This is a genomic window from Singulisphaera acidiphila DSM 18658 (genome assembly GCF_000242455.2).
Lineage (GTDB): Bacteria > Planctomycetota > Planctomycetia > Isosphaerales > Isosphaeraceae > Singulisphaera > Singulisphaera acidiphila.
The window spans coordinates 7267298-7285079 of record NC_019892.1; the positions used below are offsets into that span (position 1 = coordinate 7267298).

Below are 17782 nucleotides of genomic sequence, written 5' to 3' on the forward strand. Positions count from 1 at the left end.
AAAGCATGGGTGGAAAGTCAGTCGATGCTCACCGGGTGATGACTGCTTGCTCGGTTTCGCCTTTGAGGTCGTCTTCGGCCGATCTCGTCCTGGTCACGGAGGTGGAGGGTGGGGCTAGGTCTCGATGGAGTATTCAACTTTTTCGAAACGGCTACCCGGCCTGAGAGACGCTTACGAGAAGCGACCCTAGGTCGGGTAGAATGACGACAAAATCAACGGCTTCCCGGCCTTCATCAGGCGGCGGAAGGCGAGCGAAGGCGGCGAAGCCCGAGGCCCGCGAGCGTTGCCAGAAAGAGAGCAATGGTGGTGGGTTCGGGCACGGTGGTGCGAAGGTGGGCCTCGGCCGTGGTCACACCATTATTCGTCGTCGAGGGGACGAGATAAATGTCGGTGACGGGAAGGGTGAGCACGTTCGCAAATTCACCGGTCTGAAACGGGACTTCGCCGATCGGATTAAACAAAGCGCGGACCGTCGACTGATTTCCGCCGGTGATCGTGCCGTTGAGCACGCCACTGATGACAATCGGTGAGCCATTGGGAACGGGCACTTCACCATCAACCTGATTCGCGATCAGCGTGATGCTGAACGGCGTATTCGTGTAGGTGGTCGATGTGCCGGTCGGGAGTGCCGCAACCTGAAAATCACCCAGGCTGAAGAAGGACGGGGAATTGAACGACGCGTCGGTGAGGCTCTTGAACGAGATCACGCCCGAGCCCGACACGCCACCCGACTCAACGGTTCCGCTGGTGCTGTAAGTGACCAGGGTTCCCGCCGAAACGTTGGCACCGGTCAATAACAACAGACTCAAGGCAAGCGCAAGCTTCGAAACACCGCTCCATCTGCGTACCATCCGCATTGTCATCCTCCTGAAGTTGAATGGCGCGATCCTAGAAGTAACGTCAGCTTCTCAGTGGTACTGTCGTGGTCCTCGAAGATGAGTCGAGCGGCCGAAAGATACTCAACATCACTACCCCTGTAAACCTCGATTTCACGGTTTCCAGGATTTTAGCCTGGATTATTCTCGATGACCTGCCGACGAGTTGATTCGGACTTAGAATCTGGAATCAATTGCGTATGTCTCGAAATTACGGCGATGAGCCGCTCGATCTCTTGCGGCTCGGAATTGTCAGCGCCCCCAAAGGCGCACAGCCCGTCCTGGGACTGGCCAATTCGCTCGAAAAGGGTTTTCGCGTAAAAGCTTCCGTGGGATGCGAACAGCCCTTTTTTTCGCGCAGTCGAGTAGCCCGGGGGAATTGCACCCCCAGGCCCTCTCGGATCCGGACGGGAGGCTCTCGCCTCATCCGGCTCTTATGATCCAGTCGCTGGTCGAATCCCGATCTGCCAGAGAACCAGCAGATTCGGATCGCGTCGCGCCACTTGACCCAGCCAGTGGGCTGCGTTGATGGAGTGACGCCTCAACCGTTTGTATTTCCGCTGCGCCCATTTGACCAAGACACGCTCCAGGTGTCGGAGAACTGGAGTGAGCGCCGACCGGTAAAACCGACCGTAGTAGTTCACCCACCCTCGTACCGAAGGATTCACAAGCCCCGCGATCTCCTCCAGAGACTGATTGTTCCGGATGGCGGCCAGCCGCCAGTCTCGGATCGTCTCGCGGATCGCATTGGCGGCCTTGTGGCTGATCGCTGGGATGAAGCTCACGAAGAACTTCCCCCATCGATTCTTGGCCCGCCGGGGCCGAAAGGTGTAGCCGAGGAAGTCGAACTTGATGTGTTCATGCTGGCCCCTCCGGTCATCGTCCTGGCAGTACACGATCTTGGTCTTCTCAGGGTGAAGCTCAAGACGGCACTCCTTCAGACGTGCCCGGACCGCTTCGAGCACGTGTTCCGCTTGAGCCCGGCTCTTCGCGTGAATGATCACATCGTCCGCATAACGCGCGAAGTGGATGTCCGGAAAGCTCCGGGCCATCCAGAGATCGAACGCATAGTGCATGAAGAGATTGGCCAACAAGGGCGAAACAATCGACCCCTGGGGCGAGCCCTTCGTACGCTCTTCTCGACGACCGTCCTGCTTCTGAACGGGGGCTTTCAGCCACCGCTCGATGTACAGCAGGACCCATGGTTCGTTCACGTGATGACAGACTGCCTTCATGACTAGTTCATGATCGAGATTGTCAAAGAAACCTTTGATATCCAGATCAATCACCCAGTCGGACCGCCAGCACCGCTCCCGCGCGGCGGCCACCGCATCCAGCGCCGATCGTCCGGGTCGATACCCGTAGGAGTCGGGATGGAAGTGCGGCTCCACCAGCGGCTCCAGATGCATCTTGACGACCATCTGAGCCACGCGATCGCCGACCGTGGGAATCCCCAGCGGCCTTGAACCCCCATCGGCTTTCGGGATCTCCACGAGCCGCACCGGCGGTGGAAAGTAGCTGCCCGAGGACATCCGATTCCAGATCTTGTAGAGGTTACCCTTCAAGTCGGTCTCGAACGCCTCGATCGACTGCCCGTCCACCCCGGCCGCCCCGTGGTTCGCCTTGACCTTCAGGTAGGCCTCGTAGACCACCTGTTTGGAAATCGCGTAAGGCTTCGCTTCAGGCATCGGTTCCTCCCATCGCTGGTTGACTTTTGCCTCTCGCGTGGGCCTTGACGCACGACTTCGCTTCCGGCATGAATTCCTCCCATCGCTGGTTGATCCATCCCTTGGCTGAACCATTCAACCCCTTCGCTCCACCCGCATTACCAGGCTTCAACGCTACTACGGGTTGATCCGCCCCTGTGCCACGCATCGGGACTTTGACCTCGTGGGGCCTCCACTTGGGCATCTCCCTTGGCATCGTGACGACAGGTTCCCACGTTCCCCGCGAGAGCCTGAACCGAGCTCGCGCCACCTTTACGCCGGTCACCATCAAGGCCGTAAGCAGGTCCCGCCTTGACTGCATCCCAGGCCAACGACTGGAGCCTGGTTTCGATGACGTCCCTACGCTTTCGACGCCTCATCGGTGGTTCACTTGCGTTCGCCTTCTCGGTTCTTATCTGACCGGTTCAGACCGGCCTTTTCCCGAACGCTCACGACCAGGACTCTTAATCCAAGCCGCTTCGGGTGATTTGGAATCTGGTCCTGCAACCCGATCCCGAGGGACCTACCCTCATCTCTCACGCAGCATGGCGTTCCGGGACGCTCCTGAAAGTCGTCCTTTCACACCTTCGTGGCGCACAGTCGTCGGCAAACTTCGGCCTCTGGAAAAACCGGCAGTGACTCGCGGCGGTCAGTATCAACTGGCCTCATTGGCCACGAGGCGGGCCCGCATGTTCTCCGCCTCTTCGGCTGGCGACACGCCGAAGAGCCGTTTGAACTCTCGGCCGAACTGCGACGGGCTCTCGTACCCAACCGCCCTCGCGGCGGTGCTCGCGTTGTGGCCGTCGTGGGCCATGAGCACCCTCGCCCGGTCGAGCCGGATCCGCTTGAGGTATTGAAGCGGAGAACTGGCCGTCACGAGCTTGAAGTGGTGATGGAAGACCGAAACACTCATCCCCGCCCGCTTCGCCATCTCCTCGGCACTGAACGGTCGTGCATACTCAGTGTGGATGTATTTCACAACCCGAGCGATGCGGGTGAAGTGCTCGTCCCGACTGGCTAGGGCGCGGAGCGCACCGCCTTGTTCGTCGCAGAGCACGCGGTAGACGATCTCGCGGACCGTCTGGCGGCCAAGCATGCGGCTGTCAAGCGGGCACTTGAGGCATTCGAGAAGACGGATGACCGCCCCGACCATCTGCTCGCTCATCGGGGTTGTGGAGATGCCTCGCGGAGTTGTACCGGCCGGCGACGAGGGCTCGTCCATCTCAAGGATCATCTCGCCGAGCATCGACGGATCGATGTCGATGGTGACGATGAGCACGGGCACTTCGAGACTGGCCTCCGTTTCGCACTCCACCGGCAATGGCACTGACGACACAAGATAATTGCATGAATCGTACGTGTATGCATTGCCGCCGAGATAGGCCCGCTTCCAGCCCTGGCCGACGATGATGATTCTTTGGTGATAGACCATCGGGGTGCGGGGCAACGGTTCCGATCTGCGGAACACTTGTACGCCTTCGATGAGAGTCTGACGCATTCCCTCGTCAACAGCCACCTCATCAAGGAGGCTGGCGAGCCGCTTGCGATTGTCGGCCTGTCCGTCCATCCGGTCCTCCAGTTTGCTTAGGTTGCCACAGGATTAGGTTACACACTCTTGCTGTGATGGGGATAGGTTTTCCGAAATCCAATAGGATTAGGCTAATCTTCAGGAGAATTGATCCTTTCCAATTTCGGGCAGTCGACCTCTAATGAACATCGGAGAAACGGCCAGGGGGCATCGGGAACCGAAGTGAGCCTCGGAGAGCGGGATAGGCAGAGTTATGTGCGAAGTTTGGTTCATCGCGGGGACTACCCGCCGTGCTTGGAACCAAGGCTGCCTTCGCCGACCGTTGGCGTCTTTTGAATATTGGAGAATGCGTCCATGTACAATGCTAAGGCCTACTCAGCCGCCAGCGCGATTTCGTCGCTCGCCTCCTCGACGATCGCGCGGCGCGATCCAACCGAACACGACGTGCAGATCGAAATCCTCTTCTGCGGCGTCTGCCACTCCGACCTCCACCAGACCCGCGACGAGTGGAGCAACCACATGCCCACCGTCTACCCTTGCGTCCCTGGCCATGAGATTGTCGGCCGCGTTGCCAAGGTCGGCTCCGCGGTCACCAAGTTCAAGCTCGGCGATCTCGTTGCGGTCGGCTGCCTGGTGGATTCGGACGGCACCTGCCCCGAATGTCGGGCCGGGCTTGAGCAGTTCTGTCCGAACGTCACCGGCACCTACAACTCTCCGGATAAGCACAGCGAGGGGGGCGTCACCTACGGCGGCTATTCCGACAGCGTCGTCGTCAACGAACGCTTCGTCTTGCGCGTTCCCGGCAACCTCGATCTCGCCGGGGCTGCGCCTCTCCTCTGTGCGGGTATCACGACATACTCGCCGATGCGCCATTGGGGCGTCACCGAGGGCAAGAAGGTCGGCGTGGTCGGCCTCGGCGGATTGGGCCACATGGGCGTGAAGTTTGCCCATGCGCTCGGGGCTCACGTCGTCGTCTTCACGACCTCGCCCAACAAGAAGGAAGACGCGCTCCGCCTTGGTGCCGACGAAATTGTCGTTTCTCGCGATGCCAACGCAATGCGGAAGCACGCCGGTAGCTTTGATTTCATCCTCGACGCCGTGTCCGCCGAGCACGACATCAACGCCTACATCCAACTCCTCCGCCGCGACGGCAACATCACGCTCGTCGGCGCTCCGGAGAAGCCTTTCCCTTTAGACGGCTTCGGCCTCCTGTTCGGACGCCGCAGCCTCTCCGGCTCGATCATCGGAGGGATCGCCGAGACGCAGGAGATGCTCGACTTCTGCGGCACACACAACATCACCTCCGATGTCGAAATCATCCCCATCCAGAAGGTCAACGAGGCCTACGAACGGCTTCTCAAGTCTGATGTGAAGTACCGCTTCTCCATCGACATGGCGTCTCTCAAATCTGAATAACCGGCGCGACACTCAGAGGAGCAACCATGCAGAGGCGTAAGCTTGGAAAGAGCAACCTGGAAGTCTCGGCTCTCGGGCTTGGTTGCATGGGAATGAGTTTTTCCTACGGCCCGCCCAAAGACAAGCAGGAGATGACCGCTCTTCTCTGTGCGGCGGTCGAACACGGTGTCACGTTCTTCGACACTGCCGAGGTCTACGGCCCGTTCTTGAACGAAGAGCTTGTGGGCGAAGCCCTCGCCCCCTTCCGCGACCAGTTGGTCATTGCCACCAAGTTCGGGTTCGACGTCAGTCCGAACTTCGATCCGCGCGGAATGAAGGGGGCGCCGAGCCCGAACAGCCGACCGGAGCACATCAAACAGGCCGTCGAGGGTTCGCTCAAGCGGCTCCAGGTTGATGTCATCGACCTACTCTACCAGCATCGGGTTGACCCGAACGTGCCGATCGAAGACGTCGCGGGGGCGGTCAGGGACCTGATTCAGGAGGGCAAGGTCAAGCACTTCGGCCTTTCCGAAGCGGGAGTGCAAACGATCCGTCGTGCGCATGCAGTCCAACCGGTCACGGCCCTCCAGAGCGAATACTCGCTCTGGACGAGGACTCCCGAGAAGGAAGTGATGCCGACCCTCGAGGAGCTGGGAATCGGCTTTGTCCCTTACAGCCCGCTGGGCAGAGGGTTCCTCACGGGCAAGATCGACGAGAGCGCGAGGTTCGACAGCTCCGACTTCCGCAGCACCCTGCCTCGGTTCACGCCGGAGGCCCTCAAGGCGAATCAGGCCCTGATTCATCTCCTGGGCAGCATTGCCGAACGGAAGCAAGCGACGCCTGCTCAGATCGCGCTCGCCTGGCTGCTTGCCCAGAAGCCGTGGATTGCCCCGATCCCGGGCACTACAAAGCTCCATCGCTTGGAGGAAAACATCGGGGCGCTTTCCGTTGGGCTCACTTCCGACGACCTGCGTGACATTGATGAAGCTGCCTCCAAGATCACGGTGCAAGGGGCTCGCTATCCCGAAAAGCTGGAGCAGATGACCGGTCGGTGAGCAGGTGCACACAGAGGATCGATCATACTTCACCTCGAGCACGGAAGGAGTTTCCGTCGTGCAAACCCCTCTTTTCGCAATTGCAGCGAGTTTCTTCATCGGCAAGGCGAACTCGGGAACATCGTTGAGGCGGCGGATCATCGAGCGCATGGCAATTTTGATGGTTCTATTCTCTGGTGCACTGGCCACCCAGGCGTTGGCGCAGGACGCTCCGGTACACACCAAAGGCTATGCCGTCTTCTCGAAGGAAGGGAAGTTCGTCCCGTACGAGTTCGACCGCCACGCCGTCGGCGACAACGACGTCCTCATCGATATCCTCTACGCGGGTATCTGCCACAGCGACTTGCACCACGCGTGGGAGGATTGGCGCCAGGAGACTTATCCGATGGTCCCCGGCCACGAGATCGTCGGCCGGGTCGCGCAGGCGGGAAGCAAGGTGACGAAGTTCAAGGTCGGCGATTACGCGGGCGTCGGCTGCCTGGTCAATTCGTGTGGCGAGTGCGCCAGCTGCAAGAAGGGCGAGGAGCAATACTGCAACAATAGAGTGCTCACATACGCATCAGAAGACATTTATCACGGCAACGAGATCACGAAGGGCGGCTACTCCAACAATATCGTCGTGTCGGATCGGTTCGCGGTGAAGGTGCCGCAGAGCGCCCGGCTGGAACGGGTCGCCCCGTTGCTTTGTGCGGGCATCACGACCTACTCGCCCCTCAAGCTCACCCACGTGAAAAAGGGCGACAAGGTGGCGGTCGCCGGGTTCGGCGGGCTCGGCCACATGGCCGTGCAATACGCCGTCGCACTTGGCGCCGAGGTTACCGTCTTCGACATCATGGAGAGCAAGCGGCACGACGCGCTGGACATGGGGGTCGCGAGATATGTGAACGTCAACAATCCGGACGAAATGAAGGGCCTGGAGAATACGTTTCGGGTGGTGCTCAGCACCATCCCCGCAAAATACGATCCGGCGATGTACTTGAAGATGACGGCCATTGATGGAGACATGGTTGTTCTCGGATTGCCATCGCGGGCCAACATGTCGAACGTCGAGCTCTCAACGTTGGTCTGGTCGGCTCGTCGCAAGATCTACGGATCGCAGATTGGCGGCATCCGCGAAACGCAGGAGATGATCGATTACTCTGTCGCGAACGACATCTACCCGCGTGTCGAGGTCATCCCGATCCAGAAACTGGACGAGGCCTATCAGAAGGTGTCAGCAGGCGAAGTCAAATACAGATACGTGATTGACATCGCCACGCTTTCGGAAACGGCTCAGGCCAGGTGAATCCAAAAATCCCTCTGCGCCGATGCTCATGGCGTTGATCATGGGATCTTGCGGCAAAGATGCTAGACTGCTACGGCCGGGACGGTATCACGTCGTACGTCGATGTCATCGCGATCGAGGAGACAACGATGCGTTCAAGAAGATCGAGCACGGCGACGCGAGCTTCCGCCACGTCATCAATATCACCATCATCAACAGGCTCAAGCCTCGATGATCGCTCTCCCCTGCGATATCCCCGCCGGAGGATCGGCCTCCGGCGGGGTGGATGTCTCTTCCTCATCTCGCCCCACCTGGAGGATTGACCCCATGGCCAATCAAGAAGCCACGGACGCCGGCCGCCGCGAGTTCCTCAAGATCGGCGGCCTGGCGACGGCCGCCGCTCTGGTCCCGCCGTCGACAGTGTCCGCCGCGCAGCAGCCGGCCGCCGACGTGCCCAAGCCCTTCCCAAGGCGCAAGCTGGGCAAGACCGGCGTGGACGTGACCATCATCAACCAGGGGACCTGGCGGGCCTCGGGCACCGATCGCCTGATCCGCCAGTCGTACTCTGAGGGGGTCCGCTGCTACGACACGGCTGCGGCTTACGGATCGGAGGGGAATTTCAAGCGGTGGTTTGCCGAGAAGCCCGAGGTCCGCAAGGAGATCTTCCTCGTCAGCAAGACCATGGCGCGGAATACCAAGCAGTTCGTCGACGACCTGGACAAGCGGCTGGAGGCGACCGGGACCGACCACCTCGACCTCTACTTCTGGCACGCCATGGGCGACCATCATGAGGAGGTCGAATTCTGTAAGAGCAAGGAGTTCGGCGACGCGATTGAGGCCGTCAAGAAGTCGGGCAAGGCGAAGTTCGTAGGCTTCTCGACCCACAACGCCCGCCGCGCCGACTACATCCGGGCCGCCGCCGAGGGCGGGTTCATCGACGTCATCATGGTCCAGTACAGCCCGTTCCTCGACAAGGAATCGCCCCTGAACAAGTCTTTGGACGCGGCCCACAAGGCGGGCATCGGCCTGATCTCGATGAAGCAGTCCGCCGGGCAGTTCGGCGGCGCCAGGGGCCTGAAGACGCCGCTCCAGGAGGCCGTGGAGAAGCTGGCCCCGGTCCTCAAGGAGAGAAACCTCACACCGTTCCAGGGGCTGCTCCAGGCGATCTGGACCGACGAGCGGATCGCCACGGTCTGCACGACTATGAACAACACCGACCAACTGCGCGACAACCTTGACGCCGCCCGGCGGTTCGAGACGCTCAAGGTCACCGAGCTGGAGCAGCTTCGGGCGGCGGCTCTCGCCTCGGCCCCGACGTTCTGCGCCGACTGCGACGGCCGATGCGCGGAGGCCGCCGGCACCGGCGCCCGGCTGGGCGACCTGGTCCGCTACCTGACCTATCACGAGCACCACGGCTACCGCTCCGAAGCCCGCCGGCACTACCGTGACCTGACGGACGGCGAACGCGACTGGTCGGCCGCCGACCTCGAGGCTGCCCAGGCCGCTTGCCCGAGCCGGCTGGATTTCGCCCGGCTCCTGCCCGAGGTGGATCGTCACCTGGCCTGACCGTAGCGGCCAAGCCTCCAGGCGGAGTCGCCGAGATGACCTGGAGATTCGTTGGCAAGTCGATGTCGACGAATCTCCAGGATCAGCACGACCGGCAAAACGGACATCGGATTTGCCCGGCCTCTTGGACTTCACAATGGGACTTCATCAAGAGGAGGCCGCCCCAACTGCATTTCTCGCCTGGAATCGCAGCGTGGACCAGATCGTTGAAGATCAAGTGCTCGGAACCTGTGGGCGACGCTATGGCATCGCTATTTGATTCTGATCAAAATCGTAGGGAACTCCACTTGCCTCGACTCAACCTCCCCACCCCATCACCTGGGATCGAGCGAGCAGGTTACTCGGGAGCTCGTGACGACCCGTCAAGTCTAGCAGGAGGTTCGTCTCATTAGTGGTCAGTTCAGGGGGAACGTCATTGATGAGCCTGTTCCTATGATTACAAGACGAAACACGAGTGTCTTCCCCGCGAGTTTGCTTCTCGTTGCTTTGACTTTGATATCGGTCGTTCCGAACACGGGGTTCCGCTCGCCCCCTCGCTATGACGGGGCCGGCTATGCGGTTCTTGGCTGGTCCTTGTCCGAGGGACTTGGGTATCGAGAGGGGAGTCATCCCGCCTCGCCTCCCCACACTCACTTTCCCCCGGTCTATCCCCTCGTGCTGGCTGGTCTTTACCGAATTGGTGGGACCTCGTTCGTCGCGGCCCATGCGCTCTCGGTCGCCTTCACAGTGGCCGCCACGGTTGCGTTCTGGTGCTGGTTCCGGCGGATCTATTCTTTCCGGATCGCGATCCTTCTCGGGTCAGCGCTGGCGATCAATTGGACTTGGGGACGCACGGGAGGCAGCATCCAATCAGAGCCTCTCTACTGTTTGCTGAGTGCGCTGGCCTTGCTCGCGGCGCGTGGGCCAAACGCGAACCGAATGCGACGCGGGCTCCTCCTCGGTTTCCTGTTTGCAGCGAGCGTTCTGACCCGTCACGTCGGCGTCTGCCTCGCCACGGCGATTGTGCTCGACATGTTGCTGAGGCGCCGAGTGGCCCTGGCGGTTGTCACTCTCATCACGACCTCGGTTTGCCTGGTTCCCTGGCTGGCCTGGCTGCACCGCGTCGGCCGTGGCTCGCAGGCGAGCTTATTTGAGTTCGACGGGTTGCTCTCGTTGCTGGGGCATCAACTCCTCTTCTATACGCGACGGATGCCCGACCAGCTTCTTGGCCCGTTCGTTGAGATTGCAACGGTTTATGTGAATCGACCGCTCGTCGCAACCCTGTTTACAGGTGGTGCAGTCGCCTTCACGGCCATCGTCGCGCGGGGTTGGTGGCGGACCTTGCACTTCCCAGGGCGACGACTGGCAGGTCTCGTGCCGTTCTGCACGTTGCTATTGCTCCTGGCCTGGCCATTCACCGAGGCGGGGCGCTTCCTCATCCCGCTCGTCCCTTTTCTCCTGGTCGGTGCTCTCGAGGGTTTTTCCGGCCTATTCCGCCGATTGCGGCTCAGGCACCCCCGAAGGCGGGCGGCCTGGCTCATCCTGATCCTGTCTCTGCCCTATCCTGTGTACGCGATCGCAACCAGGCGAGCTGAGGCCCAGAGAAGTACTCACCGAGACTTCGACGCCGCCTGCGCCTGGATCACCCACCACGGAACGACTCCAGGTCCCATTCTGACTCATTATCCGGCGGATCTCTTCTGGCAGACCGGACGAAAGGCCATGGAGACGGGCACCCAAGATCCGAGGTCGATTCGCCGTCTGATCGATCAATATGGGGTTGCTTACTTGCTTGTCGATGAGAATCCGTTCACAAACGCCCCTGCGGACCCGCTCAGCCGTTTCATCGTCAGTCAGAGCGATTGCGTTCGCCTCGCCTGGGGACCACAAGGAGCCGTCTCCGTGTACCGGGTCATCGCACCGGCACACGAAGGGCAGGCAGAGAGCGCCTCACCGTCTCGCGCGATGCCGTGATCGCGCAGGCGGGGGGCCGTGCTCCTGAGTGGCTCACTCAGCGGGATTCGCTGGGGTGACGGGCCTGGACGATCTCGAGCATCGCTTCATGAAGTGCGCCGTTGGTTGCGAGGATGCCGGTGGGGGCAAGAGGGGGAAGCCCACCCCGGCAGGTCGTGACGCGTCCCCCTGCTTCTTCGACGATGAGCCGTCCCGCGGCAAAGTCCCAGGGAGAGAGCGTGTACTCGAAATAAGCGCCGAAGAGGCCACGGGCTACCATGCAGAGGTCGAGTGACGCCGTGCCGAAGCGGCGGATGCCATGGATCTGGCTCCGCTTCAAGTCGGAGATGGCCGTCAGGGTGGCCTCCATCATCACGTCGCGATCGTAGTAGAAGCCGACACCCACGAGGGCCTCGTTGAGCTGGGTATGATCGGCAACCTGGATCCGCTCTCCATTGTAAAACGCCCCTTGCCCACGAACCGCGGTGATCCAGTCATCCTGGAGTGGGTTGAAGACGACCCCGACTTCCGGTTGCCCCGCGTGATAGTAGGCGATGGAGACGGCGAAGTGAGGGATCTTATGGGCGAAGTTGCTGGTCCCGTCGAGAGGATCGACGATCCAGAGATGCTCTGCGTTGGCGTCCCCCTGCTGTTCCTCCTCGCCCATCACCTCGTGTCCGGGGAAGGAGCGGCGGATCACCTCGACGATCGCCCGTTCCGCGTCGATGTCGGCATCGGAGACGAGGTTGGAGATATCCTTACTCCGCATGGTGACTCCCTCACGGAAGTAGCGCGTGAGGATCGTGCCAGCGGCGCGGGCTGCCTGCTCGGCAACCGTCAATTCGGGCGTAGTCATCGGTCGATCCTCTCTGACCTTGGCACAAGGCAAGCCATCGACCCGTCGGGTCGATGGCCTGGTTCAAGATTTGAGGTTTGCGGCTCGGTTGCACGAAAGGGGGACTATGCCAGGTCGGTCGCGGCCAACGGCTCGCTCGAGTCTCCCAACGCCTCAGCAGCCGCGCCAAGGCTTAGGGCAGGGGAGGTCGTCAGCGAATCTCCGTGGGTCCGAAGGCGGCCGGCGAGAACCAGGCTCAAAATTGTGGCTGTGGCTGCAACGGCTCCCACCCAGGGGAATCGTTGAAACGACCCGTCGCTGGTTCTCAAAATGATTCTGCCACCGATATAGGCGCCGAGCCCCGTGGAGAGGTGCTGGATCGAGGAGTTGGCTGTCATGAAGCTTCCCCGCCGCCTTGGCTCGACGCTCGTCATGACCATCGCCATCGCCGCGATCATCCGGCTGGCGTTCCCCACCATCAGGAGCGAGACGACCGTGATGGCGAGCGGAAAGGAGACCTGCGGCAAGCAGGTGACCGCAAGCATCAAGAGCCCAGCAATCGGGGCCGCACAGCGATAGACGCGGAGTTTGCCGTACCTATCGGCGAGCTTACCGACCAAGGGAGCGGCGATCAGGGTGAGGCCCCCGCCAATGACATAGACCCACGGCAGTTGCTTCTCAGCCACCCCCACGTTCGCCACGAGGTAGGGGCTGATATAAGGGATCACCGCGAAGCTGCCAAGCATCAGGGTCACGATCAGGGCAAACGCGCGCAGATGGTTGGGGTGAGTGAGGGTGGCCACCATCTCCTTGAGCGGATGCCCGGCCCCTTTCTCAGGATCGAGGTGTTCTCGGAGCGAGGGCATCGCCTTCACCGCGATGAGCAGGACGACCGATCCGACTCCGGCCAGCAGCAGAAAAGGGACGTGCCAGCCGTACGCCGTCCCCAACGAGAGTCCGAAGGGGACACCGGCGACGGATGCCAGGGCGAAGGCGGACATCAGTGCGCCTGTCGCCGCCCCGCGCTGATGCTCGGGGAAAACGTCGCCGATGATCGCCATGGCCAGGCCTCCCAGAATTCCCCCGAACGCGCCGGTCACGACCCGGGCTGCCAGCAGGATGGGATAACCCTCCGCAAGACCGCAGAACAAGGTCCCGACCAAGAAGCCGAGATAGAGAGTCAGAAAGCTCAACTTGCGGTCAAAGCGGTCGATCAGCGTGGCGGCCAATAATCCTGCGATCCCGGCGCTGAGGGTGTACGACGAGACAATGAGCCCGAATTGCGTGGGGCCGATTTTGAGCGTCCGCATCAACTGCGGACCGAGCGGCATCACAATCATGAAGTCGACGATATTCGTGAACTGAACCACGGCTAAGATGAGCAAGATGATCCGCTGCCGCCTGATCTCAATGCCCTTCTCTGGCGTGTCTAACGACTCGTTGACAAACTCGGTCATGCGCTCTCAACTCCCCGTCCCACAATCCGGCACCTTTGCCACTCATGCTAGGGGACGAACGATCCGGGGACAAGCGCAGCTTGGATGCCCGGTGATGTCAGGGCCGATTTCCACCGAGAATCGGCACCGCCGGTGCAAGGGGAGAAGAGGGTTTAGAGAGCGGGCCGACTGGTGAACTCCACGCTCCGTTCCCAGAGCCTCCTCGCTGCCTCCGGATCGTGTGAAGCGCGAGAGGAGGCGATCGGCTTTTGCCGGTAGAAATAGTTGCCCGAGACGCCGGACACTTCCGATGACGACCCCAGATAGATCGACGTCTCGGCCCCTTTTTCCGGGCTAATGGCGAACAAGGCAGCCGCTCGCCTCAACAGCCATCCCGGGATTCCATTGCCGGCGAAGATGTTCGTGGCGACAAGTCCAGGGTGAAGTGCATTCACAGTCACATCTGTGCCTTCGAGCCTCTCTGCCAGCTCGAAGGTGAACAGCAGGTTGGCCAATTTCGATTGGGCATAGGCGCGAAAACCTCGATACCGCTTGCGCCCTTCGAGGTCGTTGAAATCGATCTTGCTCGCCGAGCGGTGGGCCTCGGACGCGACGTTGACGACCCGGGAAGGACCGCTCGATTTGAGCAGGTCCAGGAGCAAGTTCGTCAGTTGGAAGTACGCGAGGTGGTTCAGGGCGAGGGTCAACTCGATCCCGTCCACGCTCTCACGCCGTTCAAAGAAAAGGGCTCCTGCGTTATTGATGAGCAGATCGAGGCGGCTCTTCCGTTCCTGGAAGAGCGCCGCGAGGTGACGTATCGATTCCTGGGAAGAGAGGTCGGCGAGGATGAAGTCGACATCCGCGTCGGGGGCTGCTCGGCGAATCCGATCGAGCGTCGCCGCGCAACGTTCCGGGCTCCGTCCCACGATCGTGAGGGTCGCGCCCCGCTCGGCCAACGCCCTCGCAGTGATCTCACCAATCCCGGAAGTGGCTCCCGTGATCAGGCACACCTTGCCGGCCATGGGTCGATTGGGTTCGCTCATCAGGCGAAGACGCTGAGAAGTGGACTGCCGGTATTCACCTGCAAAGGGCGGCCGACGGCGTCGTGAACCTCGGTGGCCGGATTAACCCCAAGGGCGTGAAGAATCGTGGCCCCAAGGTCGTCGGGACTGACCGGGTCTCGGGCCGGGTAGGCGGCCCAACGGTCGGATGCGCCGTAGACCGTGCCGCCAGCGACGCCGCTTCCCGCGAGGGCGGCGGAATAGCAGCGGGGCCAGTGTTCGCGTCCCGCGTTTCCCTTGGTAATCCGAGGGGTTCGGCCAAACTCACCGGCCCAGACCACGAGCGTCTCGTCGAGCATCCCGCGCGCATCCAGGTCTTCGAGGAGGGCAGCGAATCCACGGTCGGCAGGGGGCATCAAGCGGTTCTTCAGGTTGTTGAAGTTGTCACCGTGAGTGTCCCAGAAGTTCAAGCCGTCGTTGTGCCAGTTGACGGTAACAAGCCCGACACCGGCCTCCACCAACCGCCGTGCCAGCAGGAGGGACTGCCCATGAATGTGCCGGCCGTAGCGGTCCCGAATCTTCGGGTCTTCACGCTCGACTTGGAATGCGGCCCGCGCCTGAGAAGAGGCCAGGGCATCGAGGGCGCGGCCTTGAAAACCATCCCAGGCTCCGGCGGAACGCCCGGAGAGGCCGCCTGGATCGCGCAAGGCATCGAACAGGACCCGGCGATCGACCATTCGCTCGGCGGTCAGTCCCTCGGGCAAGCCGAGCCCGCTCACCTGGAAGTCGGGCGCATTCGGGTCGCCCTCGATCCCAAACGGGTCGAACCCCTTGCCCAGCCAGCCTCCGTGCTGGCCAGGTGCTCTGCCGCCCGGGGCGGCCGGGTGTGCCACCGACCAGGGCATGGTCACCGCTTGGGGCATCACCCCTTTGCTTGGCCGACACTTCGCCAGGATCGCGCCCAGGTGCGGCCAGTCGTTGGAAGAGGGGCCGGCCGCGTCGGAATAAGGGGTGGGTGCCAGATGGCCGGTCAACAGGCGATGGGCCGTGGAAAGATGCGCGGGGTCGTCGTGGCTCATCGAGCGGATGATCGACAACCGGTGGGACTGAGCGGCGAGTAACGGGAAGTGCTCACTGATCCGAACTCCCGGCGTACGGGTCTCGATCGTGCCGAACTCTCCGCGAATATCCGCAGGTGCATCGGGTTTGGGATCCCAGGTGTCGAGTTGGCTGGGACCTCCCCACTGAAAGATCAGGATGCACGATCGAGCGCGACCGAAGCCATTGTTCTTCGCTGCGGTCTGGGCAGCTGCCCGACGGCGAAAGAGCTCCGGCAACCCCAGACCTGTCATCGTCAGGGCGCCCGCTCGCAGAACCCCGCGCCTCGACATCCCCAACCGACGAAAGCCATCGCAGCCGAGACGTCCCGTGGATCCCCGTTCGTCCGTCACGTCTCCACCTCCATCAGCCAACCGGGACGAGCGAAGATGTTCAACTTTCGCTCAACAACCTAACTCTACTCTATCGGATCGAGTCGGTGATGTCTACCCGGAGCAGGGGCCCTTGGGAGAAGCCCTCCTGTCGCCAACGTCGAGTCCAGGACGATGCCCCCTTGATTTCCGGTCCGGCACCGACGTTGATAACTCAAGACGCACTTTGGTCAGTACCTCAGTCGGCCTCGAATTTGCTTCGAACGCCTCGCACGGAGGATCCACCATGAAAGTGTTGCTCGTTCAGCCCTCACGCTTAGAGCCTGATGGATCGGTCTACCGAAACAAGACACGTTGGTTGTTGGGAATGACGCTCCCTTACCTGGCGGCATTGACTCCGCCTGGAATCGACGTGGCGATCAAGGACGACCTTTACGAGGATATCGACTTCGGCGAGCCTTGCGACCTTGTGGGACTGACTTGCATGTCGCATCAGGCGTCGCGGGCGTATCAAATTGCCGATGAATTTCGGAAACGGGGAGTTCCCGTCGTCATCGGGGGGTTCCACGCGACGCTGGCCCCCGATGAGGCGCTCCAGCACGCCGATGGCGTGGTGATCGGCGAGGCCGAGGGCGTCTGGTCGAAGGTCTTGGAGGATGCCGCCTCGGGCCATCTCGAAGGGCGTTACCTCAGTTCTCAGCTCTCCGACCTCAAGGGACTGCCCACCCCGCGCTACGACTTGCTCGACCTGAGCCGCTATCGCATTCCCAACCTCCCTGCCCAGACGACCCGAGGCTGCCCCTACGCTTGCAGCTATTGCGAGGTCACCCAGGTCTATGGCGCCCGGTTTCGCTATCGGCCTCCCGAAGAGGTGGTTGAAGAGGTCCGGGTCTTGATGTCGTTGGGCAAGCGTAAATTCGTCTACTTTGTGGACGATATTTTCAATGCCCATCGCAAACACGCTTTCGCCGTGATGGAAGGCTTGCGCCCCTTGAACGTCGCCTGGACCTGCCTCTGCACGGCCAACGTGGGCGATGATGCGGAAATGCTCGACCTGATGCGGGCGAGCGGCTGCCGGCACATCAACATCGGCATGGAATCGGTCAGTCCGGAGAGCTTGAAGTCGGTCAACAAGAAACAAAATCACGCGGACAAATATGCCGAGCAGTTCGCCGCGATCCGGAAGCGAGGGATCGAGTTTTCCCTGAACGTCATGTTCGGACTCGACGGCGATACCAAGGAGTCGTTCGACGCGACCGTAACAAAGTTGATCGAATACCGGGCACCACTCTCTTTTATGTTTATCCTTTCGCCACGGGTCGGCCTGAAAATCCGTGACGAACTCATGGCCCAGGGGAGAATCGACCATAGCGACTGGGATCGTTATCACAGTTACGAGTGTGTTTTCGAGCCGAAGAACATGACGCGTGAGGAACTCGAAGATGGTTTCTGGCGAGCCCAGAGGCAATTCTACTCGTACGGCTCGATTGCCAAACGAATTCTGTTTCCGCCCAACCGCCACACGATCCAGTCGCTGATTCCCAACCTGTTCTTTCGGTGGGGGGTGAATCGAAAAATTCACCCGCTCACTTATTATTGATTGCTGTACGAGAATGAATTTGTCGAAATGAAGTGGGTGGGCCGGGCCTCTTCTACAAAAGGGGGAAATCTCTTGGAGAGGGAGCACGGCCCATCACGGATTCAGCTTGAGAGAGGAGGGGACAAGGAAATCACGATCTCTGCTTCCCTGAAAAATTGG

The 17782-nt window shown here is 61.1% G+C and carries 13 protein-coding genes; 6 read left to right on the plus strand and 7 right to left on the minus strand.

The genetic code is table 11. The features are described 5' to 3' along the window. Positions 1-233 precede the first annotated feature (233 nt). The 3 genes from SINAC_RS28435 to SINAC_RS28450 form a co-directional block, all read right to left on the minus strand. Positions 234-851 carry a PEP-CTERM sorting domain-containing protein gene (locus tag SINAC_RS28435; protein ID WP_237722898.1) on the minus strand — a complete coding sequence of 206 codons (618 nt, stop codon included), beginning with the start codon at positions 849-851 and terminating at the stop codon, positions 234-236. 458 nt (positions 852-1309) lie between these two features. Then, the gene (ltrA, locus tag SINAC_RS28440; protein WP_015246860.1) at positions 1310-2563 is read right to left on the minus strand and encodes a group II intron reverse transcriptase/maturase; all 1254 of its coding nucleotides are present in this window, start codon (positions 2561-2563) and stop codon (positions 1310-1312) included. Between the two features lie 673 nt (positions 2564-3236). Beyond that, a complete protein-coding gene (locus SINAC_RS28450) occupies positions 3237-4148 on the minus strand; it encodes an AraC family transcriptional regulator (RefSeq protein WP_015249024.1) in 912 nt (303 codons plus the stop codon). A 315-nt stretch (positions 4149-4463) separates the two neighbouring features. Between SINAC_RS28450 and SINAC_RS28455 the strand changes: the two genes are divergently transcribed. From SINAC_RS28455 to SINAC_RS28480, 5 genes are all read left to right on the plus strand, one after another. After that, positions 4464-5525, plus strand: a complete 1062-nt coding sequence (locus SINAC_RS28455; RefSeq protein WP_015249025.1) for an NAD(P)-dependent alcohol dehydrogenase — start codon at positions 4464-4466, stop codon at positions 5523-5525. Between the two features lie 26 nt (positions 5526-5551). Continuing rightward, positions 5552-6559, plus strand: coding sequence for an aldo/keto reductase (locus SINAC_RS28460; RefSeq protein ID WP_015249026.1), 1008 nt, complete (start codon positions 5552-5554; stop codon positions 6557-6559). Positions 6560-6617: 58 nt separating this feature from the next. Continuing rightward, a complete protein-coding gene (locus SINAC_RS28465) occupies positions 6618-7844 on the plus strand; it encodes an NAD(P)-dependent alcohol dehydrogenase (protein WP_015249027.1) in 1227 nt (408 codons plus the stop codon). Positions 7845-8150: 306 nt separating this feature from the next. Further along, complete coding sequence (locus SINAC_RS28475; RefSeq protein WP_015249028.1) at positions 8151-9389, plus strand: aldo/keto reductase; 1239 nt, start codon at positions 8151-8153, stop codon at positions 9387-9389. Between the two features lie 432 nt (positions 9390-9821). Then, on the plus strand, positions 9822-11342 hold the full coding sequence (locus tag SINAC_RS28480) for an ArnT family glycosyltransferase (protein ID WP_015249029.1): 1521 nt from the start codon (positions 9822-9824) through the stop codon (positions 11340-11342). Positions 11343-11379: 37 nt separating this feature from the next. Here SINAC_RS28480 and SINAC_RS28485 read toward each other — a convergent pair whose 3' ends face one another. The 4 genes from SINAC_RS28485 to SINAC_RS28500 form a co-directional block, all read right to left on the minus strand. Then, positions 11380-12177: an inositol monophosphatase family protein gene (locus tag SINAC_RS28485; protein WP_015249030.1), complete on the minus strand. Its 798-nt coding sequence runs from the start codon at positions 12175-12177 to the stop codon at positions 11380-11382. Positions 12178-12281: 104 nt separating this feature from the next. Continuing rightward, a complete protein-coding gene (locus SINAC_RS28490; protein ID WP_015249031.1) occupies positions 12282-13613 on the minus strand; it encodes an MFS transporter in 1332 nt (443 codons plus the stop codon). 152 nt (positions 13614-13765) lie between these two features. Continuing rightward, positions 13766-14635 (minus strand): SDR family oxidoreductase, encoded by an 870-nt coding sequence (locus tag SINAC_RS28495; RefSeq protein ID WP_015249032.1) that lies wholly within the window; start codon positions 14633-14635, stop codon positions 13766-13768. Continuing rightward, the gene (locus SINAC_RS28500; RefSeq protein WP_015249033.1) at positions 14635-16044 is read right to left on the minus strand and encodes a DUF1501 domain-containing protein; all 1410 of its coding nucleotides are present in this window, start codon (positions 16042-16044) and stop codon (positions 14635-14637) included. The genes SINAC_RS28495 and SINAC_RS28500 overlap by 1 nt, the downstream gene beginning before the upstream one ends. A 265-nt stretch (positions 16045-16309) precedes the next feature. Between SINAC_RS28500 and SINAC_RS28505 the strand changes: the two genes are divergently transcribed. Further along, positions 16310-17623: a B12-binding domain-containing radical SAM protein gene (locus SINAC_RS28505; protein WP_015249034.1), complete on the plus strand. Its 1314-nt coding sequence runs from the start codon at positions 16310-16312 to the stop codon at positions 17621-17623. Positions 17624-17782 lie beyond the last annotated feature (159 nt).

Coding starts and splice junctions, on each gene's coding strand:
- SINAC_RS28435 (WP_237722898.1), bottom strand. CDS start 851: ATGGTACGCAGATGGAGCGGTGTTTCGAAGCTTGCGCTTGCCTTGAGT.
- ltrA (WP_015246860.1), bottom strand. CDS start 2,563: ATGCCTGAAGCGAAGCCTTACGCGATTTCCAAACAGGTGGTCTACGAG.
- SINAC_RS28450 (WP_015249024.1), bottom strand. CDS start 4,148: ATGGACGGACAGGCCGACAATCGCAAGCGGCTCGCCAGCCTCCTTGAT.
- SINAC_RS28455 (WP_015249025.1), top strand. CDS start 4,464: ATGTACAATGCTAAGGCCTACTCAGCCGCCAGCGCGATTTCGTCGCTC.
- SINAC_RS28460 (WP_015249026.1), top strand. CDS start 5,552: ATGCAGAGGCGTAAGCTTGGAAAGAGCAACCTGGAAGTCTCGGCTCTC.
- SINAC_RS28475 (WP_015249028.1), top strand. CDS start 8,151: ATGGCCAATCAAGAAGCCACGGACGCCGGCCGCCGCGAGTTCCTCAAG.
- SINAC_RS28480 (WP_015249029.1), top strand. CDS start 9,822: ATGATTACAAGACGAAACACGAGTGTCTTCCCCGCGAGTTTGCTTCTC.
- SINAC_RS28485 (WP_015249030.1), bottom strand. CDS start 12,177: ATGACTACGCCCGAATTGACGGTTGCCGAGCAGGCAGCCCGCGCCGCT.
- SINAC_RS28490 (WP_015249031.1), bottom strand. CDS start 13,613: ATGACCGAGTTTGTCAACGAGTCGTTAGACACGCCAGAGAAGGGCATT.
- SINAC_RS28495 (WP_015249032.1), bottom strand. CDS start 14,635: ATGAGCGAACCCAATCGACCCATGGCCGGCAAGGTGTGCCTGATCACG.
- SINAC_RS28505 (WP_015249034.1), top strand. CDS start 16,310: ATGAAAGTGTTGCTCGTTCAGCCCTCACGCTTAGAGCCTGATGGATCG.